Annotated in this window: 29 protein-coding genes; 7 read left to right on the top strand and 22 right to left on the bottom strand. The window is 72.1% G+C overall.

Annotated elements, in window-relative coordinates; genetic code table 11:
• Nucleotides 1-17: 17 nt before the first annotated feature.
• The 3 genes from RI578_RS21865 to RI578_RS21855 form a co-directional block, all read right to left on the bottom strand.
• Nucleotides 18-923, bottom strand: coding sequence for an NADP-dependent oxidoreductase (locus RI578_RS21865; protein ID WP_310872635.1), 906 nt, complete (start codon nt 921-923; stop codon nt 18-20).
• Between the two features lie 167 nt (nt 924-1,090).
• Nucleotides 1,091-1,756, bottom strand: coding sequence for a maleylpyruvate isomerase family mycothiol-dependent enzyme (locus RI578_RS21860; protein WP_310872634.1), 666 nt, complete (start codon nt 1,754-1,756; stop codon nt 1,091-1,093).
• Between the two features lie 192 nt (nt 1,757-1,948).
• Complete coding sequence (locus RI578_RS21855; RefSeq protein WP_310872633.1) at nt 1,949-2,308, bottom strand: helix-turn-helix domain-containing protein; 360 nt, start codon at nt 2,306-2,308, stop codon at nt 1,949-1,951.
• 50 nt (nt 2,309-2,358) lie between these two features.
• Here RI578_RS21855 and RI578_RS21850 point away from each other — a divergent pair, with 50 nt between their 5' ends.
• Nucleotides 2,359-3,252, top strand: coding sequence for an NAD(P)-binding domain-containing protein (locus tag RI578_RS21850; protein ID WP_310872632.1), 894 nt, complete (start codon nt 2,359-2,361; stop codon nt 3,250-3,252).
• Nucleotides 3,253-3,267: 15 nt separating this feature from the next.
• On the opposite strand, the gene RI578_RS21845 is transcribed toward RI578_RS21850, so the two are convergent.
• The 5 genes from RI578_RS21845 to RI578_RS21825 form a co-directional block, all read right to left on the bottom strand.
• Nucleotides 3,268-5,328 carry an AAA family ATPase gene (locus RI578_RS21845; protein ID WP_310872631.1) on the bottom strand — a complete coding sequence of 687 codons (2,061 nt, stop codon included), beginning with the start codon at nt 5,326-5,328 and terminating at the stop codon, nt 3,268-3,270.
• Nucleotides 5,329-5,352: 24 nt separating this feature from the next.
• Complete coding sequence (locus RI578_RS21840; RefSeq protein WP_310872630.1) at nt 5,353-6,006, bottom strand: TetR family transcriptional regulator; 654 nt, start codon at nt 6,004-6,006, stop codon at nt 5,353-5,355.
• A 40-nt stretch (nt 6,007-6,046) separates the two neighbouring features.
• The gene (locus RI578_RS21835; protein ID WP_399063146.1) at nt 6,047-8,146 is read right to left on the bottom strand and encodes a phosphotransferase; all 2,100 of its coding nucleotides are present in this window, start codon (nt 8,144-8,146) and stop codon (nt 6,047-6,049) included.
• 360 nt (nt 8,147-8,506) lie between these two features.
• Entirely contained in the window at nt 8,507-9,262 is a 756-nt protein-coding gene (locus RI578_RS21830) for an HAD family hydrolase (protein ID WP_310872629.1), read from the bottom strand.
• Nucleotides 9,262-10,137, bottom strand: a complete 876-nt coding sequence (locus RI578_RS21825) for a winged helix-turn-helix domain-containing protein (protein WP_310872628.1) — start codon at nt 10,135-10,137, stop codon at nt 9,262-9,264. Before RI578_RS21825 ends, RI578_RS21830 begins: the two co-directional genes overlap by 1 nt.
• A gap of 148 nt (nt 10,138-10,285) precedes the next feature.
• Between RI578_RS21825 and RI578_RS21820 the strand changes: the two genes are divergently transcribed.
• Nucleotides 10,286-10,474: a hypothetical protein gene (locus tag RI578_RS21820; protein ID WP_310872627.1), complete on the top strand. Its 189-nt coding sequence runs from the start codon at nt 10,286-10,288 to the stop codon at nt 10,472-10,474.
• 11 nt (nt 10,475-10,485) lie between these two features.
• Here the strand turns inward: RI578_RS21820 and RI578_RS21815 are convergent, their stop codons facing one another.
• Nucleotides 10,486-11,397, bottom strand: coding sequence for a GntR family transcriptional regulator (locus tag RI578_RS21815; protein ID WP_310872626.1), 912 nt, complete (start codon nt 11,395-11,397; stop codon nt 10,486-10,488).
• Nucleotides 11,398-11,550: 153 nt separating this feature from the next.
• Here RI578_RS21815 and RI578_RS21810 point away from each other — a divergent pair, with 153 nt between their 5' ends.
• Nucleotides 11,551-11,736, top strand: a complete 186-nt coding sequence (locus RI578_RS21810; RefSeq protein ID WP_003974784.1) for a hypothetical protein — start codon at nt 11,551-11,553, stop codon at nt 11,734-11,736.
• 168 nt (nt 11,737-11,904) lie between these two features.
• Here RI578_RS21810 and RI578_RS21805 read toward each other — a convergent pair whose 3' ends face one another.
• The 3 genes from RI578_RS21805 to RI578_RS21795 all read right to left on the bottom strand — a co-directional run bounded on the left by RI578_RS21805 (nt 11,905) and on the right by RI578_RS21795 (nt 15,005).
• Entirely contained in the window at nt 11,905-13,161 is a 1,257-nt protein-coding gene (locus RI578_RS21805; RefSeq protein ID WP_310872625.1) for a GNAT family N-acetyltransferase, read from the bottom strand.
• Between the two features lie 116 nt (nt 13,162-13,277).
• Entirely contained in the window at nt 13,278-14,294 is a 1,017-nt protein-coding gene (locus tag RI578_RS21800) for an asparaginase (RefSeq protein WP_310872624.1), read from the bottom strand.
• 90 nt (nt 14,295-14,384) lie between these two features.
• Entirely contained in the window at nt 14,385-15,005 is a 621-nt protein-coding gene (locus tag RI578_RS21795; protein ID WP_310872623.1) for an aerial mycelium formation protein, read from the bottom strand.
• 184 nt (nt 15,006-15,189) lie between these two features.
• Here RI578_RS21795 and dtd point away from each other — a divergent pair, with 184 nt between their 5' ends.
• Nucleotides 15,190-15,615, top strand: a complete 426-nt coding sequence (gene dtd, locus RI578_RS21790; RefSeq protein ID WP_310872622.1) for a D-aminoacyl-tRNA deacylase — start codon at nt 15,190-15,192, stop codon at nt 15,613-15,615.
• 31 nt (nt 15,616-15,646) lie between these two features.
• Here dtd and RI578_RS21785 read toward each other — a convergent pair whose 3' ends face one another.
• From RI578_RS21785 to RI578_RS21765, 5 genes are all read right to left on the bottom strand, one after another.
• Nucleotides 15,647-16,612 carry a folate-binding protein gene (locus tag RI578_RS21785; protein WP_310872621.1) on the bottom strand — a complete coding sequence of 322 codons (966 nt, stop codon included), beginning with the start codon at nt 16,610-16,612 and terminating at the stop codon, nt 15,647-15,649.
• Between the two features lie 9 nt (nt 16,613-16,621).
• Nucleotides 16,622-17,059, bottom strand: a complete 438-nt coding sequence (locus tag RI578_RS21780) for a Fur family transcriptional regulator (protein WP_121747840.1) — start codon at nt 17,057-17,059, stop codon at nt 16,622-16,624.
• A gap of 32 nt (nt 17,060-17,091) precedes the next feature.
• Entirely contained in the window at nt 17,092-17,667 is a 576-nt protein-coding gene (locus RI578_RS21775; protein ID WP_310872620.1) for an FABP family protein, read from the bottom strand.
• Nucleotides 17,668-17,835: 168 nt separating this feature from the next.
• Nucleotides 17,836-18,048 (bottom strand): DUF397 domain-containing protein, encoded by a 213-nt coding sequence (locus RI578_RS21770; RefSeq protein WP_310872619.1) that lies wholly within the window; start codon nt 18,046-18,048, stop codon nt 17,836-17,838.
• Nucleotides 18,030-18,869, bottom strand: a complete 840-nt coding sequence (locus RI578_RS21765; RefSeq protein WP_310872618.1) for a helix-turn-helix transcriptional regulator — start codon at nt 18,867-18,869, stop codon at nt 18,030-18,032. The genes RI578_RS21770 and RI578_RS21765 overlap by 19 nt, the downstream gene beginning before the upstream one ends.
• Nucleotides 18,870-19,041: 172 nt before the next feature.
• On the opposite strand from RI578_RS21765, the gene RI578_RS21760 reads away from it, so the two are divergent.
• The 3 genes from RI578_RS21760 to RI578_RS21750 are packed head-to-tail and all read left to right on the top strand — an operon-like array spanning nt 19,042 to nt 20,070.
• Nucleotides 19,042-19,434 (top strand): hypothetical protein, encoded by a 393-nt coding sequence (locus RI578_RS21760; RefSeq protein ID WP_310872617.1) that lies wholly within the window; start codon nt 19,042-19,044, stop codon nt 19,432-19,434.
• Nucleotides 19,431-19,679 (top strand): hypothetical protein, encoded by a 249-nt coding sequence (locus tag RI578_RS21755; protein ID WP_310872616.1) that lies wholly within the window; start codon nt 19,431-19,433, stop codon nt 19,677-19,679. The genes RI578_RS21760 and RI578_RS21755 overlap by 4 nt, the downstream gene beginning before the upstream one ends.
• Before the next feature lie 28 nt (nt 19,680-19,707).
• Entirely contained in the window at nt 19,708-20,070 is a 363-nt protein-coding gene (locus RI578_RS21750; RefSeq protein WP_310872615.1) for a DsrE family protein, read from the top strand.
• Between the two features lie 80 nt (nt 20,071-20,150).
• Here RI578_RS21750 and RI578_RS21745 read toward each other — a convergent pair whose 3' ends face one another.
• From RI578_RS21745 to RI578_RS21725, 5 genes are all read right to left on the bottom strand, one after another.
• On the bottom strand, nt 20,151-21,041 hold the full coding sequence (locus RI578_RS21745) for a hypothetical protein (RefSeq protein ID WP_310872614.1): 891 nt from the start codon (nt 21,039-21,041) through the stop codon (nt 20,151-20,153).
• Nucleotides 21,038-21,799: a hypothetical protein gene (locus tag RI578_RS21740; RefSeq protein WP_310872613.1), complete on the bottom strand. Its 762-nt coding sequence runs from the start codon at nt 21,797-21,799 to the stop codon at nt 21,038-21,040. The genes RI578_RS21745 and RI578_RS21740 overlap by 4 nt, the downstream gene beginning before the upstream one ends.
• The gene (locus tag RI578_RS21735) at nt 21,796-22,623 is read right to left on the bottom strand and encodes a hypothetical protein (RefSeq protein ID WP_310872612.1); all 828 of its coding nucleotides are present in this window, start codon (nt 22,621-22,623) and stop codon (nt 21,796-21,798) included. Before RI578_RS21735 ends, RI578_RS21740 begins: the two co-directional genes overlap by 4 nt.
• Nucleotides 22,624-22,776: 153 nt before the next feature.
• A complete protein-coding gene (locus tag RI578_RS21730; RefSeq protein WP_310872611.1) occupies nt 22,777-23,043 on the bottom strand; it encodes a DUF3099 domain-containing protein in 267 nt (88 codons plus the stop codon).
• A 107-nt stretch (nt 23,044-23,150) separates the two neighbouring features.
• Nucleotides 23,151-23,438, bottom strand: a complete 288-nt coding sequence (locus tag RI578_RS21725) for a DUF1416 domain-containing protein (protein WP_310872610.1) — start codon at nt 23,436-23,438, stop codon at nt 23,151-23,153.
• Nucleotides 23,439-23,466 lie beyond the last annotated feature (28 nt).

Raw genomic sequence — 23,466 nt, 5'->3', positions numbered from 1 at the left:
AAGGAGGGCGGGCGTGCTCAGTCGACGGTGAGGACGAGCTTGCCGCGCACGTGCCCGGCGTCGCTGGCCCGCTGGGCCTCGGCGGCGTGCGCCAGCGGGTAGGCGGTGACGGTGGTGGTGAGCCTGCCGGCCGCGGCGTCCCGGGCCACGGCGGCCAGGCGCTCGGCGGAGCGTTCCCGGGAGCCCTGGGAGAAGGTGACGCCCAGCTGCCGGGCACTGAAGTCGGCGATGGTGACGATGCGGTCGGTGCCGCCGCGCAGGGTGATGGAGTCGGGCAGGGCGCCCTTGCCCGCCAGGTCGAAGACCGCGTCCACGCCGTCGGGGGCCAGCGCGCGCACCCGCTCGACCAGGCCCTCGCCGTAGGTGGTCGGGGTGGCGCCGAGTGAGGCGAGGTAGTCCTGGTTGGCGGGGCCGGCGGTGGCGATCACGCGTGCGCCGCGGGCCGTGGCGAGCTGAACCGCCAGGGTGCCGACCGCCCCGGAGGCGCCGTGCATCAGCACGGTCTCCCCGGCGGCGACCTCCAGCTGGTCAAGGACCCGCTCGGCGGTCTCGCCGGCCACCGGCAGTGCGGCGGCGTCCTGCCACGCCAGGTCGGCGGGCCTGGGGGCCACGGCGGTGGCCAGCGCGTACTCGGCGTAGGAGCCGGTGTCCGACCAGCCCAGGACCTCGTCGCCGACCCGCACATCGGTCACGCCCTCGCCGAGCGCGTCGACCACACCGGCGAGCTCACGGCCGGGGGTGGCGGGGAAGGTCGTGGGGTAGACGGCCTCCAGCATCCCGGCGCGGATCTTGCCGTCCAGGGCGTTCAGCCCGGCGGCCTTCACCCGGACCCGGACCTGACCGGGTCCGGGCCGCGGGACCTCGACGTCGGCCTCGTGCAATACGTCCGGGCCGCCGAACTTGTCGAAAACGATCGCTTTCATGATGACTCCGTTCATTCCACTCGTTCCGCCACGAAGAATGTGGCTGGCCACATAGAAACCGTAACACCAATCATGTGGCTAGCCAAGTATTGGCGAGGCGGGACGAAGCGCGCGGCGACCGACGGCTCAGCGCAACTGGGCCGGACCGTGCGCCTCCGGGCGCACGGTCACACCGTCCCGCAGCGACCGCGAAGCAGTTCCGCACCCTCGCCGTCGAGTTCGTCGCAGTACGTCGCGCGGCCGGTCATGGCCATCACCAGGGCCAGGGTCGGGCCGGACACGAGTGGCCCCGAGCCGGTCGTGAAGGGGCCGTCGTCCGCGACGAGCCGCAGCCCGTCGACGCGCCCCTTGGCGAGGACCACGAGATCCGAGCCCCGGTAGTACTCGGCCACCCGGGTGACGACCTCGACCGGGTGGTCGCGGCGGATGCCCAGCGGGCGCCGGATGTCCTCTCCGTGCACGACCGTCTCGCCCAGCATGGCGATGGCGGGCAGGGGAGGCTTGGTGGTGCTCGGGACGACGCGCCGGAAGCGCTCGAGCGTCTCGGCCGGGGTCGGGCCCAACTGCTCGGCCAGCCGCATGGCCACCTGCTTGTCGAAGTCGAACCGGCAACGGATCACCCCCGCCATCCAGCGCACGGTGTTGAGGCTCGCGCCCGCGGTGAGGTGGGCGAGCACCTCACGCACCGTCAGGCCCGCGCAGAGCGACGGCGTTTCCCAGCGCTCGTCGGTCATGTCCCCGAGATCGTCCGCCAACGCGGCCCGCTCGGCGTGGATCAGGGGCCAGGCACCGGCTCCGCGGCCGCGGGGCGCTGTCACTGCCGGATCAGTCATAGGGGAAGCCTCCTGTCACGGGCCGATCACGAGGGCGTACTCCAACACCGCGCCCGGCACGGGTGTTCGCGAGGAAGACCGGTATTCCGGAGCAAAGTCATCGCCCGGGACAGGACGGCGGCCCCTACCCACTTTTTTGTGCGTACTTGGCAGCGCGCACTCCTCGGCCGAAGCTGAAGGGGCGGGTGATCGTCAGGAGGCCGCGCGGGTGGTGGTCTCCGTCCCGGCCAGCCTGTCCAGGCGCCGGTGGCCCCAGTCGGAGAGAGGAGAGAGGGCCTCGGCGAGGTCGCGGCCGAACGTGGTCAGGGAGTACTCCGTCTTCAGCGGAAGCACGTCGTACACCCGCCGGTCCACCAGTCCGTCCGCCTCCATCTCGCGCAGCGCCTGGGTCAGCACCTTCTCGGTGAGGCCGGGCACCCGTCGGCGCAGTTCGGCCGGCCGCTGCGGGCCGGACTCCAGCAGCCACAGCAGCGTCGTCTTCCACTTGCCCTCGATCACGGCGATCGCGGCGGTCACTCCGCAGACGTTCGGATCCTGACGCCGGTGCGCCATGCCGTGCCCCTTTCCTCAGCAATTGCTCACTACGTTACGGGAGTTGAAGCATGTCCGTGCACACCGACCAGTCTGCCGCCGCCGTCACCGTTCTCGGCCTCGGTCCGATGGGCCGGGCGCTGGCCGAGGCGTTCGTGGCCGCCGGACTGCGGACCACCGTCTGGAACCGCACGCCCGGCCGGGACGCCGACCTGGTCGCCCGGGGCGCGGTCTCGGCCCGCTCCGCGGAGGAGGCGGTCGCCGCCTCCCCGCTCACCGTCGTCTGCGTGGTGAACTACGACGCCTCGGACGCCGTACTGCGCCAGGACGCCGTCACCGCCGCGCTCAAGGGCCGTACGGTCGTGAATCTGAGCGCCGACACCCCCGAGCGGGCCCGGGACACGGCCGAGTGGGCCGGCCGGCACGGCGTCCGCTACCTGGACGGCGCGATCATGACGCCGACCCCGACCATCGGCACGGACGACGCGGTGTTCCTGCACAGCGGCCCCGAGGAGCTGTACCGGGAGCACCGGCCCGTGCTGGCGGCGCTCGGCGGCACCCACACCCACCTCGGCGAGGACCCCGGGCGGGCCGCGGCCTACGACATCGCGCTGCTCGACATCTTCTGGACGGCGATGGCGGGCTACACGCACGCCCTCGCCGTGGCCCGGGCCGAGGGCGTCACCGGCGCGGAACTCGCCCCCTTCGCCCAGGGCATCGCCGCGATCCTGCCGCCGCTGTTCACCGAGTTCGCCGCCGACACCGACGCCGGTTCGTACTCGGGCGAGCTGAACCCGATCACCTCGGCCGCGTCGACCATGGCGCACGTCGTCCACGCCTCCGAGGCGCACGGCATCGACGCGAGCGTGATGCGCGTGATCGAGGGTCAGGCCCGGCGGGTCATCGCGCTCGGGCACGGCACGGACGGGTTCACCCGGGTCGCCGAGGTGATCGGCCGGAGCTGACCCGCGCGCGGCACGTCAGAAGGGCAGGGGCCGCCCGTGCACCACGTCCAGCCGGGACACCGCGCGGGTGAGCACCACGTACAGCCGGTGCAGGCCCCGCCCTCCGGGGCCATCCGCCTCCGCGATCGCCGCCGGTTCGACGGCGACGACGTGGTCGTACTCCAGTCCCTTGACGACACTCGCGGGCACCACGGCGACGCGGGCGCCCAGCGCCTCCGGTCCCGCCGCCGCGATCCCGGCGGCGTCGAGGGCGTGCCGCGTCCGGGGCACGTCCGCGTCGGCGGCGACGACACCGACGGAGCCCTCCCGGGCGAGAGCGTCCCGTACGGCGTCGACGACCGCGCTCCCGACCTCCCCGGGCGCGACGGGGCGCATCGTCAGCTCCCCGTCCTCGCGCGGGGAGCGGGCCGCCGGCACGTCCACGTCCAGCCGCGCCAGCAGCCGGTTGGCGAGGCCGACGACCGCCTGCGGCACCCGGAAACCGGTGGTCAGCGGCGTCACGGTCGCGTCCGGCCGGCCCAGGTGCGCGAGGGTCGTCCGCCACGACCGCGCCGCCCACGGCGTGGTCCCCTGGGCCAGGTCGCCGAGGACGGTGAGCGATCCGAAGGCGGCCCGGCGGGCGATGGCCCGGCACTCCATCGGGGAGAGGTCCTGGGCCTCGTCGACGACGATGTGCCCGTAGCCCTCGGGGTGTTCGAGGAGCCCGGCGACCTCGTCGAGGAGGACCAGGTCGGCGGCGGACCAGCGGGCCGACCGCCACGACCGCGGCGCACCGGCCGCCGGCCACCGGACCGCCTTCTGCTCGTCGTCGTCCAGCAGCCCGTCGGCGGCCCGCGCCAGCGCGTCGGGGTCGCCGAGCAGCCGCGCGACGACCTCCTCGGGACGCACCCGGGGCCAGACGGAGTCGAGGTGGGCGCCGACCGGCCGGGACCGTTCGATCCGGCGCACCCAGGCGTCCGTCCGCGGCCCGGCGCGCCGCTCGGCCAGGTCCTGGACGTACCGCACGGTCCGGGCCCGCACCCGCTCCCGCCCGACGGTGTACGGCGGTTCCTCGTCCCGTACGTCCGCCACGATCCGGGCCGTCTCGTCGGCCGGGACCCGCCAGCGGTAGGAGCCGTCCGGTACGGCGAGGGAGTCGGCCGCGTCGGCGGCCACGCGCGCGTACAGGGCGCGGCGCAGCACCTCGGCCATCCGGGCGTCGTGCTTGACGGCGGCGGCCCGCTCGTCGTCGGTGCCGGTGACCGGGTGCCGGGCGATCTCCTGGGGGAGCGTGGACTGCCGTACGCCGGTCTCGCCGAGGGCGGGCAGTACCTCGGCGATGTAGGAGAGGAAGGTGGGGTTGGGGCCGAGGATCAGCAGTCCGCCCCGCCGGATTCGCTGCGGGTGGGTGTAGAGCAGGTACGCGGCCCGGTGCAGTCCGACGGCGGTCTTCCCGGTGCCCGGGGCGCCCTGGACGCAGACCGTGGCGGTGAGGTCCGCGCGGACCAGGTCGTCCTGCTCGGGCTGGATGGTGGCGGCGATGTCCCGCATGGGTCCGACGCGGGGCCGTTCGATCTCGCGGGCGACGATGTCGCTCGCCCGGGACTCGCCGCGGTCGAGCCGCTCGTCCTCCAGACCGGTGAGGTCGGCCGAGTCCCCGCGGCTGCCGGGCGCCCAGCCGAAACGGCGGCGGACGGCGACACCGCGCGGGTCGCCGGCGGTGGCCTGGTAGAAGGCCCGGGCGACGGGGGCGCGCCAGTCGACGACGAGGGGCGGGGCGGCGGGGTCCTCGGTGACCCGCAACCGGCCGACGTGCAGCCCGGCCGGGTCGCCGCCGGTGTCCGTGTCCTGATGCGCGGCGAAGTCCAGCCGTCCGAAGAACAGCGGCCCCTCGGGCAGTTCGCGCAGCGCCTCGGCCCGGCTGCGCAGCCGGTGTCCGAGCACCTCGGCGTCGGCACCGGAGGCGGAGACGTCCTCGCCGGTGACCACGTGTTCCCGGGCGCCGTCGACCATGGCGGCGAGAGCGGTACGGCAGTGGTCGTGGTGGGCGCGTTCCTGGGCGAGGGCGTGCTGGAGGGCGGGGTCGGGTGACGTCATTCCATCGAGCGTACCCGAATAACGTTACCGAGTAACGTTTTTTACTCGGTCGCGAGACGAACCGAGTTCCGGCCGGTCGAGTCCCGGCAGCCCCGCCGCCAGCCCGCCGAACGCCCGCTCCGCCGCCGCCACGGCGTCACCCCGCACCTCCGCCACACCCTCCCCGCCCGCGATCCGGCGCCAGTTCTCCTGCGCGAGGACCCGCCGCACGGCGATGATCTGCCCGGCGGCCAGCCTGGCCTCCAGGTCGCCGCCGAGGGCCTCGGCGAGCGCGCTCTCCGACCGCTCCAGGTGCGTGTGCAGCCGGGCGACGAGGGCGGGGGTGCCGTAGAGCAGCGCGTGGAAGGCGAGTACGTCGGGATCGTCACTGAGCCCGGTCACCGGGTCGGACCGCTCCAGCCCCGCCAGGAAGTGCCGGCGCAGCGCGGCGAGCGGCGCCGGCCCCTCCCCGGCCACCCGTGCCGCCTCGCCCTCGTGGTCGGCGATGCGGTGCAGGACGAGGTCCTCCTTCGCCGGGAAGTACCGGAAGAGCGTCGGCTTGGACACCTCGGCCGCGGCGGCCACCTCGGCGACGGACACCGCGTCGAAGCCCTTCTCCACGAAGAGGCCGATGGCGATGTCCGACAGCGACTGGATCGTCCGCTGCCTCTTGCGCTCACGCAGGCCGGTCTCCACCATGCGACGACCCTACGCCGGGTCCGCCGGCCCCGGTGACGGCTCAGGCGTCCGCCGGAACCAGGGCCGCCCGTGGCCCCCCGCGGGCTCCGCGCGGCAACGCGCGGGCGAGGTAGGGATTGGCCATGGACTTGTCCGGCAGGCCGAGGGCCGCCGTGGCCTCGGCCAGCGTCATCGCGTAGGCCTGGACGGCGCGCTTGACGTTGGGCGCCTCCAGGCCGGCGCCGGTCACCAGGCGGTGGAGGTCGACGTAGGCGGAGCGGACGGTCTCGATCCACCGGTACACACGCCAGTCGTCGCGCCAGTTGCGGGCGCAGTCCGGCGGCAGCCGGCGCTCCCACCGCCGGAACATGCGGTCGCGGATCTCCGGCCGCGTCGGCGTGAGGTGCATGTGGCGGACGAGGTCGTACAGGGGATCGCCCACCATGGCCATCTCCCAGTCGATGAGCGTCAGGCCCCCGTCCGGGCGGCGCACCAGGTTCCACGGGTTGAGGTCACCGTGCAGCAGTACGGGCCTGCGCCGGCTCAGGGTGTGCCGGGTGAGGATCTCGGCCAGCCGCACGTTGTCCGGCAGTCCCAGTTCGCGGGCCAGGTCCATCGTGGCCTTGGGCAGCTCGCCCACCATGCGCACCAGCTCGCCGCGCAGCCAGGGATAGAAGGCGGCCCCGTTCAGCGGGTCCAGCTCTCCGCACTCGACCTCGGCCAGTTCGCCCAACTGGTCCACGAGGTCGTCCGCCTCGTGCGGGCGCAGCCCGTGCTCGGGGTGCTCCGGGGGGCGGAAGCCGCCGGCCGGCCCTTCGTAGGAGTGGATGGTGAACTGCTCGCGCAGCCCGCTGGTGCCCAGGGCCAGCACCCGAGGAGCCCGTACGCGCGCCCCGGAGCGTTCGATCGCCGTCAGCACGGCGTGCTCGCTGAGGAACCGGCGCTCCAGGGATTCAGCGGTGCCCACCTTCCGGCGGACCATGACGGGGAAGCCGACGCCCTCGACCTGCACCGCCGTGTTCAGATGTGCGGTCCCCTTGAACACCCGGTCGGCGGCGGCCGCGCCCTCCTCCAGCAGCGCCCGGCTGACCGCCCAGGCGGGGAAGTCACCGCGGATGCGGACCCTCCGGTCGCGCTCCCACACGATCCGGTCGAGGGTCCGCTCCCGGCCGGGCCGGACGCCGTGCGACTCGTTCCACCGGAAGAGGATGCGTTCGATGGCCGGCTCGTCCGGCACGCTCCTCAGCCGCAGCGGTTCCTCCGCCGCCACCAGCGCCCGGCGCACCGCCCGGGTCGCGGCGTCCAGGTCCCGCTGGTCGAAGCGGTCCCCGAGCGACTTCGCGGCCCGCATGATGTCCGGATACACGGACTGGGCCCGCTCGAACGCGACGTAGTGCCTCAGATCCCGGTCCAGGCCGTTGACGGCCTTGCCGCGCCGCTCCCCCATCACCTTGCGCCAGGCCTCGATGACCTCCGGCCACTGGTGGTCGGGGTAGCGCATGCGCACCAGGTGGGTGGCGAGGTCGTGGAGGGGGTCGCCGTAACCGGCCAGTTCCCAGTCGACGCAGACCAGCGGGGGGTCCCCGCCGTAGGAGACGATCACGTTGTCCCGGTGCAGGTCCGTGTGGAGCAGGCTGAAGGGGCGGCTGACGAGGGTGGGCACCCGTTCGGCGAACCGGACCATGGCGTCCTCCGGAATGCCCAGCATGGCGAACAGGCCGCCGAACTCCGCCCGGTTGCGCTGCCTGATCTGCTCCTCGGCCGCGAACGCCAGCGCTTTGAGGAACGCGCTGCCGTCCCGGCTGGACCGGGGCCAGGAGGCCGGCAGCGGAGGCAGGTGCTGCCTGCGCACCCGCGTCATGTCGGCGAGCAGCCCCGCCAGCGCGACGATCAGGTCGTGGTCGACGGGCGTGTCGCCCGGGCAGACGCTCGACAGGGGCACGCCCTCGACGTAACTGAGGACGACGACGTCACGGTGCTTGGCCAGACACCGCGGGACGTTGTGCAGCACACCCCAGATCCGGTTGAGCAGGTCGGCCTCGTCCTGCCAGGTCCGGATCACCACCGGCAGGGCGGACGGGATGCGTTTGCGGACGGTGACCGGCGCGCCGTTCTCGGCGGCGACCAGCCGCGAGTCCTCGGCGGTGAGGGGGCGCACCATGTAATTGAGGTTGTGGTGACCCCGTCCGAACCGCCCCAGTGCCGTCGCGTGGGCGAGGAACCGGTCGAACGCCTCGTCCGCCGCCCGCTCCAGTGCCGGCTTGCCAAGCGGGGACGGACGACTCACGGAGTGCTCCAGGAGGGACTTGCGACGCGCCAGATCTTCAATGCTGCGACGAAGAAAGTGGGCACACAGTACAGCCAGGACACGTGCCCCGCTGGAAGTACTCCAGTATCCGGAACGCACTTGAGCAACTCGGGTGACCGGAACGGGCGAATCAGCCCCGCCACCCGGACCCCGGACACCCGTCGCACCGGATCGGCCGACGGTCCCGGTCCGAGACCGTCCTGACGCGGTGACTCAGGCGTGGCCGCGCACCCGGCCGTCCTCCCACAGCAGCCTGAGTACCGGCTCCAGTGAGCGCACGACCGTTTCCGCGCCGGCCTGTCTCAGGAGCTTCGCCTTCTCGTCGTCGCGTGCGTAGCCCAGGAACGGCACCCCGGCCCGCCGGGCGGCGGTCAGGTCGGACGTGGTGTCGCCGACCATCAGGGCCTGCCCGGGGGCGGCGCCCATCGCTCGGAGGGCCCGGTTCAGGCAGTACGGGTCGGGTTTGAGCAGGTGCAGATCCCGGGTGCGGCCGTAGATGTGGGGGGCGAAGCAGTCCAGCAGGCCCCGATTGGCGAGGTACTCGCCCACCACGCGCGGCGAGTTGTTGGTCGTGACCGCCAGTCCGACACCCAGCGCGGTCCAGGTCCGGATCAGGGGGTCGGCGTACGCCGTCGGCCGCGCGGTGGGCACGGCGCGCAGCTCCTCACGGGTCAGCCGCTCCTCGAAGTCGGCCGCGAGGTCACTGCGGTGCCGCCTGCGGTCGACCGCTCCCAGCAGGACGTGCGGGTCCGGATGGACCTGCTCCTCCTCGCTCAGCAGCTCCTTGAGCCCCAACCGCGCCAGCCAGTCCACCAGTTCGCCCGCGACCCGGTCCGCGGAGTAGCCCGCGAACAGCCTGCAGACGGGGCCGTCGAAGTCCCAGAGGACGACCCGGGCGCCCAGGACCAGATCCCTCAGCCCATCGGCCTGCTCGGCCACCGGTTCCGTCTGATCCGTATCAGAAGTCACTAGGAGAGTGTCATGTCCGAGGTGATGGTTTCCCAGAGGGCGTCGAACCACTTCTGTGATTCCTCCACGAACACCGCGTCCCGGTGACCCGCCCGCTTCAGGAAGGAGAACAGCAGCGACTGGGAGCCGAGGGCGTCGTACATCTCCAGCGTCCTGCTCTCGTACTCCTCCTCGCGCCGGGTGAGCATGTAGTAGCCGAGGAGCGCCTCGTCGCCGTTGAGCAGGTAGAGCTTCATCGGCGGGGTGAAGGGCAGCGCGCGGAAGGCGATGTGCACGTCGACGCGGTGGGTGGAGCGTACGGCGTGCAGGTTGTGCTGGAGCACCCGGGCCTGGGCGTTGCGCATCTGGAGCCAGCGCTGGTGCACCGGGTCGTCCTCCTCGTCCTCGACCAGGACGGGGAAGGCCAGCTCGATGTCCCGCGACGGCATCAGGACGCGGAAGTCGATGGCCTCCGGGTGGATGCGGCCCTCGTGGATCAGGCGGAGCGGCTCGCTCAGGGCCAGCATCAGCGTCTCCGAGGTGTGGCACACGACGTCGACCCGCACCCGCGGTGCCGAGAACGCCTCCGCCAGCCGCGGCCCGAGCGCCACCATCGTCGGCTGCGGCTCGCCCCGGGGCGTGGCCGGCTCGGCGATGCGGGGCGGGCTGCCCTTGCTGACGTTGGTGAGCAGGCCGTCCTCCTGGAGCGCCCGCAGGGCCTGGCGGACGGTGCCGCGCTCCACCTTGAACTCGTCGGCCAGCTCGGCCTGGGTGGGCAGGCGGTCGCCCGCCTTGAGGTCTCCCCCGCGGATCCGTTCCCGCAGGATCTCGGCGATCTCCTGGGACGAGAGCCTTCTGCTGCCGTTCACGGACACGTTCTCCTGAGTCACGACCAAACGCTACAACTTCGACCTACCTACAGGGAGTTGTTTGAAACTTGTTTATAGATAGTAGCCAAGTGGGGACAACATAGACAGAGTTGGTTGCCAACTTGGTCTAGTTGGTGGAAGTTTCCCGTTCCAGACTTCCGAAGGGGGAAAGACCATGCCCGTTCTCGCCCTTGTCTCCGCGGTCCTCGTCGTCGCCTTCGAGCAGATCGTCCAGTGGAAGTACGGCGCCTCCGGCATCGTCGGCCTGGTCCTGCTCACCATCGGCATCAAGGCCAAGAGCCCGTCCGTCAGCTCCGTCGGAGCGGTGGTGCTGGCCCTGCTGGTCGCGGGCCCCGCGCTGTGACCGGGAGGTGATCAGGCGGTGAGCAGCAGCTCCGAACTGATCGTCTCCCACAGCGCGTCGAACCACAGCCGCGACTGCTTCACGAACACCCCGTCGCGCAGGCCACCGCCCTGCTCGAAGGCGAACAGCGTCGAGCGGATGCCCTCCGCGTCGTACATCTCCATCGGCTCGTGGTCGATCTCCTGCTCACGCCGGCTGAGGGTGTAGTACGCGAAGAGGGCCTCCGCGCCGTTGAGCACGTACAGCTTCACCGGCGGTGTGAAGGGCAGCGCGCGGAAGGTCACGCGCACGTCGATGCCGTGCGTGGCCCGCAGGCCGAGCAGGTTGTGCTGGAGCACCTGTCCCTGGGCGTTGCGCATGGCCAGCCACCGCTCGTGCACCGGGTCGCCGGCCCCGCGGCCCGCCACCGCCACCGGGAAGGCCAGCGCGATGTTCCGGCTCGGCAGCAGGACGCGTACGTCGATCTTGGCCGGTTTCAGTCGCCCCGCGTGGATCTGGCGCAGCGGTTCGCCGAGGGCGAGGGTGAGGGAGACCGAGGTCAGGCACAGGGCGTCGATCTCGACGTGCGGGGCGGCGAAGGCCTCGGCGATCCGGGGCGCGAGGGCGACCGTGGTGGGCATCGGCGGCGCCGCGGGCCCGGTCAGGGCGCTGTGGAGGTCGGGCGCGACGGTCGCGGGGCTCCCTTTGGACACGTTGGTGAGCAGACGTTCCGACTGCAGGATGCGCAGGGCCTGGCGGACGGCGCCGCGCTCCACGCCGAACTCGTCGGCCAACTGGGCCTGGGTGGGCATGCGCTGGCCCGGCTGCAGCCGACCGGACCTGATCCGGGCGCGCAGTTCGTCGGCCACCTCGCGGTGTGTTCGCTGTGGCCGCTGCGGTCTCTTCCGCCCGTTGACGGGGGCATGTTCCGGCTCCACGACCAAACACTACAACTTCTCGCCATCTTTAGGCAGTTCGCGGGAAGGTGGTTATGAGACGTGCCCAAGCGGAGATAAGTACAGTGAAGTTGGCAGCCAACTTGAGCAACGTGGTCGGACCTTCAGGGGGTTGGCCACCACGGTGACAGGGGGACCACCATGCCGCTCATCGCCATCGTCGTCGCCGCTCTGGCCATCGGGTTCGAGCAGCTCGTGCAATGGAAGTACGGGCCCATGGGCATCATCGCGTTCGTCGCGCTGTCCATCGGCATCAAGGCGAAGAACACCATGATCGGCGGTGTGGGCGCGGTGATCCTCGTGATGCTGCTCGCCCAGTCCGGCTGAACCGACGTACTGCTGTCCGGGCCCCCTTCCGGAGGGGAGCCGGGAGCCCGGACAGTCAGTCGGCACGACGCACGACAACCACAACTGAACAACGGCACGACAACCACAACCGAAGAGCAAGCGCTACGGATGCGCACACCCACCCGTCACCGGCAGAAGGGAGCCGCCTCAGAACATGTCCGGGCACCAAGGCCGCCTGGACGTACGCAGCAGGGCGTCGGCCACACGGGCGGCGCCCGCTCGTTCTTCCCGGACCCGGCCGAGCGCGGCCAGCCGCACCGCCGACTCGTCGCCCAGCCACAGCGCCGCCAGCTCGGCCACGTCGAGCACGAGGTGGGCGCTCTCGGTGGTCGGCGTGCAGGACGCCCCGTCCGCTCCCGCCTCCAGCCGCCACCGCCCGCCGGTCAGCCCTCCCCGGTCCACGGCCTCCAGCACCAGCGAGCCCTGCCCCTCGTACGTCCGCGCCTCCAGCGCCCGTACGACGTCCAGGATCCTCACCCACAGCCAGTCCGCCTGCGTGGTGATCCTGGCCGCGCGCGGGTCCGGCAGGAGGTGCGGGAGCAGGTCGTCGGGGGCCCGCCAGCCGCTCTTCAACGTCATGACCCAGTCGATCGAGCACAGGTAGCGCCACAGGGCGCGCTCGGCGTCCGGCGTCACGGCCAGCAGCCAGTCGACGGTCGCCGTGTTCAGCGGCTGCTTGGCGTCGCCCCATTTGGCGTCGGCCCGGTACGAGGCCATGCCCTCGACCTCGCCGTCCACCGAGCGGTACACGGCGTAGAAGGGCTCGGTCCACGGGGAGCCGTCCGTACTCACCACCCCGGTCCGGGTCTGCCACCACAGCTCGGACCGGCTGACCGCGCCCGGCTGGGCCCGGCGCAGCCGCTCGTGCAGTTCGGGGCCGAGCTTGCGGACGTCCTCGCCGTCCACGAGGTCGATCCGGCCGCCGTCCTCCGGGGCCGCCCAGCGCGCGTCGAGACCGGCGCGCGGCACGTCGACGGTCCACTCGGTCATCGTGGTGGCGGGGCCGAAGCCGTAGCGGCCGTAGATCGGGTACTCGGCCGCGATCAACGTCGCGACGACGTCCCCGCGGTCCTTCGCCGCCGCCAGGTCCTGGGCCATCATGCGGGTGAGCAGGCCGCGGCGGCGGTGGGTCGCGGTGACGGTGACGTTGGAGATCGCGTCGGCCTGTACGGGCGTACCGCCCACGGCGGTGACCTGCTGGTCGAAGGACCGGAAGGTCGCCACACAGCGGTCGCCGTCGAAGGCGCCGAGCAGCCGGCCGGGCACGAACTGGTTGCGCCGGGCCTCCAACTGTTCCTCGGCGACGGCGGGCGGCATCAGGAACCCGGTGTTCAGGGCGCGGTTCCAGTCGGGGAACTCGGCCTCGGAGATGGGACGTACGTCGATGTCGGTGCGGCGGGTCATACGCTCACGGTAGGTCGGCGACCACACCGGCGTCGCGCGGATTTGCCCGGCCCGGCGGCGTCCCGGAAGTGCGCCCGCTCTCCGAGACCCGCCCGCTCACCGAGACCCGCCCGCCCTCAGAAGGCCGCCCGGACCTCCCCCACCTCGTGTCCGCCGCCCAGCAGGGGCGCACGGCCGATGCGGTCGACCACCGGCCCCTCCACGCCAAGCAGCGTCAGCGCGCGGGCCAGGACCGGGCCCAGGGCCCGCGTCGCGCCGTCCTCGACCTTGAAGGCCAGGGCGCGGCCGTCCGGCAGGGCCACCGCCTGGACGGCCTCCGCGCCCATCTTGGAGAGCGTGCCGGGCACCTCGCGCATCAGCCAGGTGTCGGCGCGGCGGGTGCCTGCGACGTACTCGGGGTGGGCGCGCATCGCGTCGGCGACCCGGCGCTCCGCCGATCCCGGCTCGGCACCGGCGAAGGAGCGGAAGGCGCGGGCCAGCCCGACCAGGCTGATCGCCATCAGCGGCGCCCCGCACCCGTCCGTGCCGACGGCGGCGACCGGCTCGCCCGCCGCGTCCTCCACAACCCTGTGGATGATGCGCTGGAGCGGGTGCTCGGGGTCGAGGTACGACTCCAGCGGCCAGCCCCGCCGCGCGCAGACGGCCAGCATCGCGGTGTGCTTGCCGGAGCAGTTCATGGTGATCCGGTCGGGCGCCGCACCCGAGGCCAGGTACGTCTCCCGCTCCTCCGCGTCCAGGGGCAGGTCGGGCGGGCACTGGAGCAGGTCCGGGTCCAGGCCGTACTCGTCCAGCATCCTGCGGACCAGGCCGCGGTGGAAGGGCTCCCCGGAATGGCTCGCGGCGGCCAGCGCCAGCCGCTCCCCCGCGAGGTCCAGGCCCGCCCGCAGGACGCCCGCCGCCTGCATCGGCTTGTTCGAGGAGCGCGGGAAGACCGGCGCCGTCACCTCCCCCAGCGCCAGCTCCACGGCGCCGTCGGCGCCCAGTACGACCAGGCTGCCCCGGTGCCGCCCCTCGACGAAACCGGACCGGACGACCTCGGCGAGGACGGGCGGTACGACTGGCGAGAGGGCGGACGTGGGCGCGGGCTGGGACGGCTGGGCCGTCGGGGGAGGGAACGGTTGCGACGCGGGCATCGGCGGTGGCCTTCCGGACGGACGGCCCGCCGCGGCGACGGCCCGGGGTCGCCGGGCTCCGGAGGGCGGCTCCGGAAGCCGCCCCTCGTGTCACACGAGCAGGTCGTCGACTTGTGCTTCCCCCTCACGGTACCGGCGTGCGATCTCCGCGCTGCAGTCGTCGGCCGTACGCTGCAGCCGCTGCCGCCGACGGGAGACCTGCTGTTCGTAGCGCACGAGCCGGCCCATTCCGGCGGTCAGCTCGACGTCGGTGCGGGCCGTCAGGTCGGACAGCTCGACCTCGCCGAGCATCTCCGCGGCCAGCCGCCGGCACTCCTCGCTCCGCGGCGTGCCGAGCGTCACATGCCGCGCGGAGGAACGCTGCCGGGCCGGCGCGTCGGTCAGGATCTCCGACAGCCGCTCGACCACGGACCCCTTCGCCGCGGTGGTCACCACGGACGCCGGGCGGCGCCGCGCGAGCTCCGCACGCAGAATGTCGATACGGCCCTGCAGCAGCCGCCGTACGTAGCTCAGGTCGGCCTCCTCGCGCTGCGCGTCCCGGCGCAGCGTGCGCAGCTCCGGCAGGCTCAGCGCGATCAGGTCGTGCCCCGGAGGATCCGCGGGCAGCTCCGGGCTGTCCGTGCGCTGCACGGGCGGCCGGGGCGCCTCCAGGCCACCCGGATATGTCAACGCGACAGTCCCAAGCGGCTGCCCCGTACTCGGTGTGCTCATGTGCCTCTACCGTCCGTCCCCTCGACCGGCCTCTGGAGAGCATCGTGCCACCCCAAGTGGCCGCTATGTGACCGAGTGCCCACGATCGGCCCCGATCGGCCCCAGATGGGGGGTTAGGGAGCGAAAAAAACCCCGGTACGGGCCCGTGTGCCCTCACCCTAGGGGCGCACGGCATCATGACGGGATGCGTGCAGTGGTACAGCGGGTGGACGGCGCGAACGTCGTCGTGAACGGCGAGACCGTGGGAGCGATCGACGGCGAGGGCCTGTGCGTCCTGGTCGGCGTCACCCACGACGACACCGAGGAGAAGGCGGCGCAACTGGCCCGCAAGCTCTGGTCGGTGCGGATCCTGCACGACGAGAAGTCGTGCAGCGACATCGACGCACCGCTGCTGGTGATCAGCCAGTTCACCCTTTACGGCGACGCCCGCAAGGGCCGCCGCCCCACCTGGAACGCCGCCGCGCCCGGCGACGTGGCCGAGCCGCTCGTCGACGAGGTCGTCGCGCGACTGCGCGCACTGGGCGCGACCGTGGCGACGGGCCGCTTCGGCGCACAGATGCGGGTGTCGCTGACGAACGACGGCCCGTTCACGGTGATCGTCGAGGTCTGAGGCCCCGGGCTCCTCCCGGGGCCCCGCGCTCTCAGGGCTCTACGACCGTCTCCTGGGCCGCCGCCGTCTCCTCCGCCATCAGGCGGGCGTCCACCGGCACGTTCCGCTTCACCAGGGCGAGGGCGACCGGGCCCAGCTCGTGGTGGCGTACGGACGTGGTGACGAAGCCGATCTTCCGGCCGTCGGGGCCGTCGTCGGCGAGGCGCACCTCGGCCCCGTTCGGCGGCAGGTGGACCTCGCTGCCGTCCAGGTGCAGGAAGACCAGGCGGCGCGGCGGCTTGCCGAGGTTGTGGACGCGGGCGACGGTCTCCTGGCCCCGGTAGCAGCCCTTCTGCAGGTGGACCGCCGTCCCGATCCAGCCCAGCTCGTGCGGGATGGTCCGGTGGTCGGTCTCGAAGCCGAGGCGGGGACGGTGCTGCTCGACGCGCAGCGCCTCGTGCGCGAGGATCCCGGCCGGCGGACCGGCCCGGTCGGCGAACGCCTCCAGCTCCTCGCGCGGCAGGAAGAGATCACGGCCGTACGGCGTCTGCCGGACGGCGACGCCCTCGGGGACCTCGGTGATCGAGCCGGCCGGCAGGTGCACGACCGCGGTGTCGGCGGTGCGGTCGGCGACCTCGACCCGGTAGAAGAACTTCATCGACTCCAGGTAGGCGATCAGCGCCTCCTGGCTGCCGGGCTCCACGTGGGCCCAGACGGTCGTGCCGTCGTCGACGAGGTACAGGGCGTGTTCGATGTGGCCGTTCGCGGAGAGGATCAGCGCCTCGGTGGCCTCGCCGGCCGGCAGGTCGCTGACGTGCTGGGTGAGCAGCAGGTGCAGCCAGCTCAGCCGGTCGTCACCGGTGACGGCGACGACACCGCGGTGGGAGAGGTCGACGAAGCCGGTGCCGTCGGCGAGGGCACGCTGCTCGCGGAACAGGTCTCCGTAGTGGGCGGCGACGCCTTCGTCCACGCCTTCGGCTGGGACGGCGCCGGGCAGGGACAGCAGGGGGCTCTTCATGGCTCCAGCCTACGACTCGGTAGTTGAACCCTTCAGGGAACAGTCCTTGCACCGGCCGAAGATCGCGAAGTGCTTCAGGTCGGTGTCGAAGCCGAACTGCTCCCGCAGCTTGGCGGTGAACTCGGCGGCCACCGACAGATCGGCCTCGATCACGTTGGTGCAGTCCCGGCAGACCAGGTGGATGTGGTGGTGCCGGTCGGCCAGATGGTAGGTGGGCGCGCCGTGCCCGAGGTGGGCGTGGCTGACCAGCCCCAGCTCCTCCAGAAGCTCCAGCGTGCGGTAGACGGTGGAAATGTTGACCCCCGACGCCGTCTTCCTCACTTCACCGAGGATGTCGTCGGGGGTCGCGTGCTCAAGGGTGTCCACGGCTTCGAGGACCAGCTGCCGCTGCGGGGTCAGCCGGTAGCCGCGCTGCCTGAGATCGCTCTTCCAGTCGGTGCTCACCACACCCACGAGTCTAGGACCTCTTGGGCGGGTGCCTACTTGAAGAAGGCGATCCCGTCGTCGGGCATGTCATCGGGCAGGGCCTTGGCCCAGCGCTCGACGTCCTCCGGGGTGACGACCTTCTTCAGGTGCGCCGACATGTAGGGGCGCAGCTCGACCTCGGGGGTCTGCTTCTCGCCCACCCACATCAGGTCGCTCTTGACGTAGCCGTACAGCCGCTTGCCGCCGGTGTAGGGCCGCGAGGCCGCGGTGCGGGCCACCGCGTCCGTGACCAGGTCGATCTGGGGCTTCTGGTCGGCCAGTTCGCCGTACCAGATCTCGATGACGCCGTCGTCGCGGGTCATCGTGACCTCGACCCTGCGGTTCGCGTCGATGCGCCAGAAGCCGTACTCGGACTCCAGCGGGCTGACCTTGTTCCCGTCCTGGTCGAGGACCCAGGTGTGGGACCGGTACTCCAGGAAGTCCCGGCCGTCGTGGCTGAAGGAGACCTCCTGGCCGAAGTTGCACTTCTCGGCGCCCGGGAAGTCGTGCACGCCCGCGCCCGCCCAGTCGCCCAGCAGGAAGGCGAGGGGGACGAGGTCCTTGTGGAGGTCGGACGGGATCTCGATCATGAGCGGTACTTCCTGGCGTCGGTGATCAGCGCTGGCCCTGGTACAGCTTCTTCACGGTCAGACCGGCGAAGGCGAGGACGCCGACGCAGACCAGGACCAGCAGGGCTTCGAAGAAGATCTCCACGGGGTGCTCCTTGAGCGGGGGGCATAAACAGGGCCGCCCTCAGCTTACGCGGCCCGCCCCGGCTCCTCTCGCCGGACTCCGTCCACGAAGGCGGCCCACGCGGGGGCGGCGAACAGGAGCGCGCCGCGAGCGGGGTCCTTGCTGTCCCGGACGGGGACGAGGGGGAGGCCGGGGGCGACCTCGACGCAGTTGCCGCCGTCCTGGTTGCTGTAGCTGCTCTTGCGCCAGGTGATCGTGCTCAGGTCGATGGCTCGCATGGCGCTTCCTCCAGCATCCGCTCGATGAACTTCCGCGAATCGCCCGGAGACAGGGCCATATCGCGCACCCGATCGTATCGGAGCTGAAGCTGGTCGACCGCCGTTGTTTCCTGGACCAGTTCGCCCGAGTAGCCGGTCTCGACCCAGGCGACGATCCGGCCCGCGCCGTGCAGAAACATGGTGTCGGTGTTGGTCAGCGCGTGCAGCCCCGCCACCCATGGGACCACCTGGACGCTGATGTTGGGGCGTCCCCCCATCGCGACGAGATGGCGCAATTGCGCATGCCATTCAGCGGTGCTGCGCAGCGAACTGTGCAGCACCGTCTCCGAAAGGATGGCGCGGAACGGCGGCCCGCCCTCGGCCAGCAGCGGTTCGCGGCGGCCCATGCGCGCCGCCACCTGCTTCTCCAGCTCCACGCCCGTCAGTCCGCCCTGGCTGAGCAGCTCCGCCGCGTACTCCGGCGTCTGGAGCAGGCCCGGCACGATGCTGGGCGAGTACTGCCACATACTCACCGCCTCGACCTCCAGCACCATGTACCGCCGGTACCGCTCCTTGAACTGCGTCGGGTCGGCCACCGCCAGCTCCCACAGGGTGAGCAGCATGCCGCCCGTGCCGTAGTACTGGTCGAGCGCCTCCACGATCTCCGGGCCGCCCAGGGTGTGGCCGTTCTCCATCTTTCCGAACTGGGAGGCGTCCCACCCCACCATCTCCGCCACCCCCCGCAGGGACACGCCCCGCGCGTGCCGGAGCAGCCGCAGCTCCTCCGCGAACCGCGCCCTCGGTTCCTGACTGCGACCCGTGATCGCCCTCCGCTGCGGCACCGCACCCCTCCCGGCTGTGGAATTTGTGGAATTTGGAGCGCCCGTTGTGGCACTAGCGGCCGTTCCGGGCTCGGCGACCCCCGGCATGGGTCATGCTCGTAACTGCCCACCGCTACGCAGAGTAGGGCAACTGTCGCATTCCGTACAGACGTTGACGTAAGGGAGCGGACCCGTGAGAACAGAACCGGCCACCTTCGAGCCCGGCACCGTGCTCTACGACACCGCTGCCGCCAAGGTCGGTGAGTACCGGGGCCGCAGCGGGGCGCGCGTGATGCTCCGGCCCCTCGGTGGCGGCCGGGAGTGGGAGGCGGAGCCGGCCGCGTTGCGCCCGGCGACCGACCGCGAGCGCCTCGGGGCGAGCCTGCGTGCCGCGAACGAGCGCACGCTCGCCACACCCCCGGCCCCCGGCGACCCGGGCAGGCCGCCCGCGCCGGTCCCCGGCTGCGACGCCTGCGCCTGGCTGACCGGCCGGTGGGAGGCCGCGCGGGCGGCATTCGACCACAGCGCGGTGACGGACGCGAACGTCCTGCTCCGCCAGCATCAGCGCAAGGAGCACGAGGGATGACGTACGACGGCGGACTGCCCTACGAGGAGTGCCGGCGGGCCCAGCGGCTCGCGCCGCGACGGGACGGGGCTGCCCTCTTCCCCGGCTTCGCGATGCCCCCGTTCCACCCGGACCACCCGCCTAAGCCCGCTCCGAAAGCCGCGCGGCCCCGGCCGTACGCCAGGCTGGACGGCGCCACCGTCAGCGGCCTGCTCACCGTCCTGTGCGTCGCGACGCTGCTGGCGACGATCACCTTCGCGGTCTGACGCCGCCCGCGCGGGCTACGCTTCCGGCATGGCGAAGAAGCTCGTGATCAAGGTGACGGCGGGGGCGGACGCACCCGAGCGGTGTTCTCAGGCGTTCACCGTGGCGGCGGTGGCCGTGGCCAGCGGGGTCGACGTGTCGCTGTGGCTGACCGGTGAGTCCGCCTGGTTCGCGGTGCCGGGACGCGCGGCCGAGTTCGAGCTGCCGCACGCCGCGCCGCTGCCCGACCTTCTCGACTCGGTCCTCGCGGGCGGCCGGGTGACCCTGTGCACGCAGTGCGCGGCCCGCCGCGACCTCACGGAGAAGGACCTCATCGAGGGCGTACGGATCGCGGGCGCGCAGGTCTTCGTGCAGGAGGCGCTGGCCGACGACACCCAGGCGCTCGTCTACTGACTCATGCTGAAAAGCATGAACACTAACGGAAAAGTGTCCTCGGGGCGCTCGGATGAGCACCTCGAGGACAGCTGGGGCCGTCAGCGGAGCAGCAGGGACTGCAGAGCCACGGTCTGCTGGAAGGGCACCGCCTCGGCCTCGCCCTTGCGGCTCTGCAGGACGACGGCCAGCACGTCACCGGCGCCGAGGTATGCCTGGCGGACGTGTTCGGTGCCGTAGGGCTCGGGTTCGGTGTACAGGGAGTACGACAGGTCGTCGACCTGTGCCTCCCTCGGGAAACCGTCGTCGGGGACGGTCTCTTCCGCACCGCGCACGGCGTAACCAGGGCCGCTGTACGACGTGAGATGACGGCTGCGCAACTCGTCCACAACGGCCGCGGTATCGAACTGGAGAAGGTAGACACGGGTGTGGGTGCCGTCATCGGTGGTCCAACCGCGAGCGGCGATGTGGCGCAGTCCGTGGTCGACGAGTTTCTGCCGCAGTTCGTCGTGTTCCGCGGTGTCCCGGTACTCCTTCAGGAAGACGTCCGTCGCGAGCCAGCCGTCCGTGCCGTGCAACTCCTTGTCGGCCTTCGCTCCCTCGGGCGCCGGCAGTACGAGGGAGCGCAGATCGGCGTAGTGGGCACCTGCCCTGTTGGCTTCGGCGAACGGTCCGGGGCTGCCGGACGGCAGCGGCGGCCTGGTGAGTGCGGGGTAGGACCATCGCCCGTCCGACTGCGTCGCCAGCCCGGGTACGTCCGTCCGCTCCGTCCGTGTGATGCCGTACGCCGTCGCCGACCCGACGGCGGCGAACACGGCGACGGCCGCGGTCCAGCGCAGCACGGCGCGCAGCGCGCGGCGGTCCTTCGTCACCACCGGGGGCGTCCTAGCCGGATCGGTGTCCCGGAAGGCGGGTGGTGCGTCGGGCATGGGCGGCAGGGCGGGTGGAACCGGACGAGCAGCCTGCTCCGTCTGCTCGGTCTGCTCGGTCACACCGCCTCCCCGGGCTCCGCTATGCGGTCGAGCTGCTCGGTCAGCAGCGCGGCGACACTCTTGGCGCCGAACGGCCGCACCCCCTCGCCCGTGGCGGAGACCAGCACGTCGCCTCGATAGGCGGCGCAGAACATCATGTCGAGTCCTTCGTCCGAGTCAGCGGGCAAGCGGTAGCACCGGGCGTCCTTGTGGCCCTCGATGCGCGGTCCCGCCCGGAAGACGTCCAGGGCTTCGAAGAACGCTTTCTGGTCGGCCGCCCCGGAACGCACGGCCGCCCGGTCCTTCATCCGGGTCAACACCACGGTCAGGGAGAGTGCGCCCATCTGTTCGCCGTCGTGAAAGCCCCCGGTGCTGGCGTAACTGCGCATGGCCACGCCCGTGATGTGCCGGCGTTCGATCTCCTTCTCCACTTCCCTGCGCTGCGATCGGGGCAGGCCGCTCAGCGACTCCTTGCTCAGCGCGGTCGCCTGGGCGCCGCTCAACGCGACGTCCGCCCCGAATTCCCCGAGGTCGGGCCCACGCGTCCAGCCGTCGGGACGGTACGGCACCAGGGCCCGGGCCAGTCCGGTGGCTCCGGCCGACGGCTGCTTGCTGTCCGCCGCGGCCTCGGGGAACGCCCAAACGGGCGCGCCCGCGTCCCGGGCAGCGTCCTTGACCGTGTCGACCGTGTACCCGACGGCACCGACGACCGTCGCGACCAGCAGCCCGCCCGCGACGACACCGGCCCACCGCACGCGACCCGCCCGCTCCTCGCTCACACCCGCTCCATCTGCCGCTCGGCCAGATCCATGATCAGCTTCTTGTTGATCCGCTTCGTGCCGGTCACCCAGACCTCCATCTGGATGTCGCCACGCCAGGCGTGCGCCTCGGCCTTGTACAACGGCGCAGAGCCCTCCTCGGCCTCGGGGCGGTTGTGCACGAACGCCTCGCCGTCACCGGTGCCGGGAATCCCCCACCTGTCGGTGTCCTCCTCCCGAGCCCATCCGGCCCAGTGCCGGCCGTTGTCGCTGGCCTCATCGGCCGACATGACCTCTTCCTGCCGGAACTGGATCAGGCGGATCTCCACGCTGTAGTCGTTCCCGACGTCCCAGCCGGTGACGGCCGCCCGGCGGAACTCGTCAAGGATGTACTGCGAGAACTGCTCGTCCGGCCGCCCGAAGGTTCCGGTGTAGGTCGCGAGGTCCATCCAGCCGTCGACGCTCTCCAGCCACTCGGCCTCCCGCGCCCCCTGCGGCTTCTTCAGCAACAGCTCACGCAGGTCACCGTCGGTCCGTACCCTGCGGTCCTGGTCGGCCGGCAGCGGTTCCGGTGCCTTCCCGGCGCTGCGCGCGAGCGTGGCCTGCGACAGCGGCGGCAGCTTCGTCGGCTCCCGGTCCGCCTGCACGAGCACTCCCGCGCAGGTACCGGCGACCAGGCCCAACACGGCGGCGGCAGTGATGAGCAGGGTCGTACGCCCGCGCCGCCGGCGTCGTCCTGCCCCCTCGACGGTCCCGGACGAACCCGCGCCGCCGATCGGCGGCGTGCGGACCTCCGATGGCGTCGGCACGGCCGGTGCCGCGGGTCTCGCTGGTTCCTCTTCCATGATGTCCCCCCACAGAACGTGAAGTGCGCGTTCCGTATGCGCGCACCCAGGAGACCCACAGCCGACGACCGGGGTTGCGGCGACGTTGATCACGATTCGGCCCCGACGCTGCGCACCCGGTGCTCGCGGCCCGGGCGCGACACGCAGGCGCCGCTACTGGGAGTGCGGGCGTTTCTTTCCGTCCAGCTCGTCCCACCACTCGTCGGACTTCGGGTCGCCGGAGGGGTCGTCCCACCAGCGGTCGTCGGGGCCGCGGCGGTTGGCGACCATCGCGGCGAGCGGGGGGATGACCATGGCGACCACGCACATGCCGACGGCCGCGGGGACCGACCAGAGGCGGACGACGCCCCAGGCCAGGACGAACAGGGCGATGCAGACGCCCATCATCACGAAGTAGCGATGCCGCCGCCGCGCGTACATACCTCCCAGGGTAGGTCCGGACACGCCGAAGGGCCGCACCCCGGGCGTCCAACCCGTGGGGTGCGGCCCTTCGGCCGTCGCTTGCCGCTGCCGCGTGCCGCGTGCCGTCAGACGGCGATCGCGATCTCCGCCAGTCCGCCCTGCTGGGCGACGACCGTGCGGTCGGCGCTGGCGCCCGGGACGAGCGCCCGTACGGTCCAGGTGCCCTCGGCCGCGTAGAAGCGGAACTGGCCCGTCGCGGAGGTCGGGACCTCCGCCGTGAACTCGCCGGTGGCGTCCAGCAGACGGACGTAGCCCGTCACCGGCTCGCCGTCGCGGGTCACGTGACCCTGGATCGTGGTCTCGCCGGGCTTGATCGTCGAGGCGTCGGGGCCGCCGGCCTTCGCTCCGCACATGTCGTACTCCTGAGGGTTGAGAGGGGCG

The sequence above is a fragment of the Streptomyces sp. BB1-1-1 genome (assembly GCF_031597775.1).
Lineage (GTDB): Bacteria > Actinomycetota > Actinomycetes > Streptomycetales > Streptomycetaceae > Streptomyces > Streptomyces thinghirensis.
Note: the sequence above shows the minus strand (reverse complement) of the source record. Positions and strands in the feature narration are given on the sequence as shown.

Coding starts and splice junctions, on each gene's coding strand:
- RI578_RS21865 (WP_310872635.1), bottom strand. CDS start 923: ATGAAAGCGATCGTTTTCGACAAGTTCGGCGGCCCGGACGTATTGCAC.
- RI578_RS21860 (WP_310872634.1), bottom strand. CDS start 1,756: ATGACTGATCCGGCAGTGACAGCGCCCCGCGGCCGCGGAGCCGGTGCC.
- RI578_RS21855 (WP_310872633.1), bottom strand. CDS start 2,308: ATGGCGCACCGGCGTCAGGATCCGAACGTCTGCGGAGTGACCGCCGCG.
- RI578_RS21850 (WP_310872632.1), top strand. CDS start 2,359: ATGTCCGTGCACACCGACCAGTCTGCCGCCGCCGTCACCGTTCTCGGC.
- RI578_RS21845 (WP_310872631.1), bottom strand. CDS start 5,328: ATGACGTCACCCGACCCCGCCCTCCAGCACGCCCTCGCCCAGGAACGC.
- RI578_RS21840 (WP_310872630.1), bottom strand. CDS start 6,006: ATGGTGGAGACCGGCCTGCGTGAGCGCAAGAGGCAGCGGACGATCCAG.
- RI578_RS21835 (WP_399063146.1), bottom strand. CDS start 8,146: ATGGTGCGCCCCCTCACCGCCGAGGACTCGCGGCTGGTCGCCGCCGAG.
- RI578_RS21820 (WP_310872627.1), top strand. CDS start 10,286: ATGCCCGTTCTCGCCCTTGTCTCCGCGGTCCTCGTCGTCGCCTTCGAG.
- RI578_RS21810 (WP_003974784.1), top strand. CDS start 11,551: ATGCCGCTCATCGCCATCGTCGTCGCCGCTCTGGCCATCGGGTTCGAG.
- RI578_RS21805 (WP_310872625.1), bottom strand. CDS start 13,161: ATGACCCGCCGCACCGACATCGACGTACGTCCCATCTCCGAGGCCGAG.
- RI578_RS21800 (WP_310872624.1), bottom strand. CDS start 14,294: ATGCCCGCGTCGCAACCGTTCCCTCCCCCGACGGCCCAGCCGTCCCAG.
- RI578_RS21795 (WP_310872623.1), bottom strand. CDS start 15,005: ATGAGCACACCGAGTACGGGGCAGCCGCTTGGGACTGTCGCGTTGACA.
- dtd (WP_310872622.1), top strand. CDS start 15,190: ATGCGTGCAGTGGTACAGCGGGTGGACGGCGCGAACGTCGTCGTGAAC.
- RI578_RS21785 (WP_310872621.1), bottom strand. CDS start 16,612: ATGAAGAGCCCCCTGCTGTCCCTGCCCGGCGCCGTCCCAGCCGAAGGC.
- RI578_RS21775 (WP_310872620.1), bottom strand. CDS start 17,667: ATGATCGAGATCCCGTCCGACCTCCACAAGGACCTCGTCCCCCTCGCC.
- RI578_RS21770 (WP_310872619.1), bottom strand. CDS start 18,048: ATGCGAGCCATCGACCTGAGCACGATCACCTGGCGCAAGAGCAGCTAC.
- RI578_RS21755 (WP_310872616.1), top strand. CDS start 19,431: ATGACGTACGACGGCGGACTGCCCTACGAGGAGTGCCGGCGGGCCCAG.
- RI578_RS21750 (WP_310872615.1), top strand. CDS start 19,708: ATGGCGAAGAAGCTCGTGATCAAGGTGACGGCGGGGGCGGACGCACCC.
- RI578_RS21735 (WP_310872612.1), bottom strand. CDS start 22,623: ATGGAAGAGGAACCAGCGAGACCCGCGGCACCGGCCGTGCCGACGCCA.
- RI578_RS21730 (WP_310872611.1), bottom strand. CDS start 23,043: ATGTACGCGCGGCGGCGGCATCGCTACTTCGTGATGATGGGCGTCTGC.
- RI578_RS21725 (WP_310872610.1), bottom strand. CDS start 23,438: ATGTGCGGAGCGAAGGCCGGCGGCCCCGACGCCTCGACGATCAAGCCC.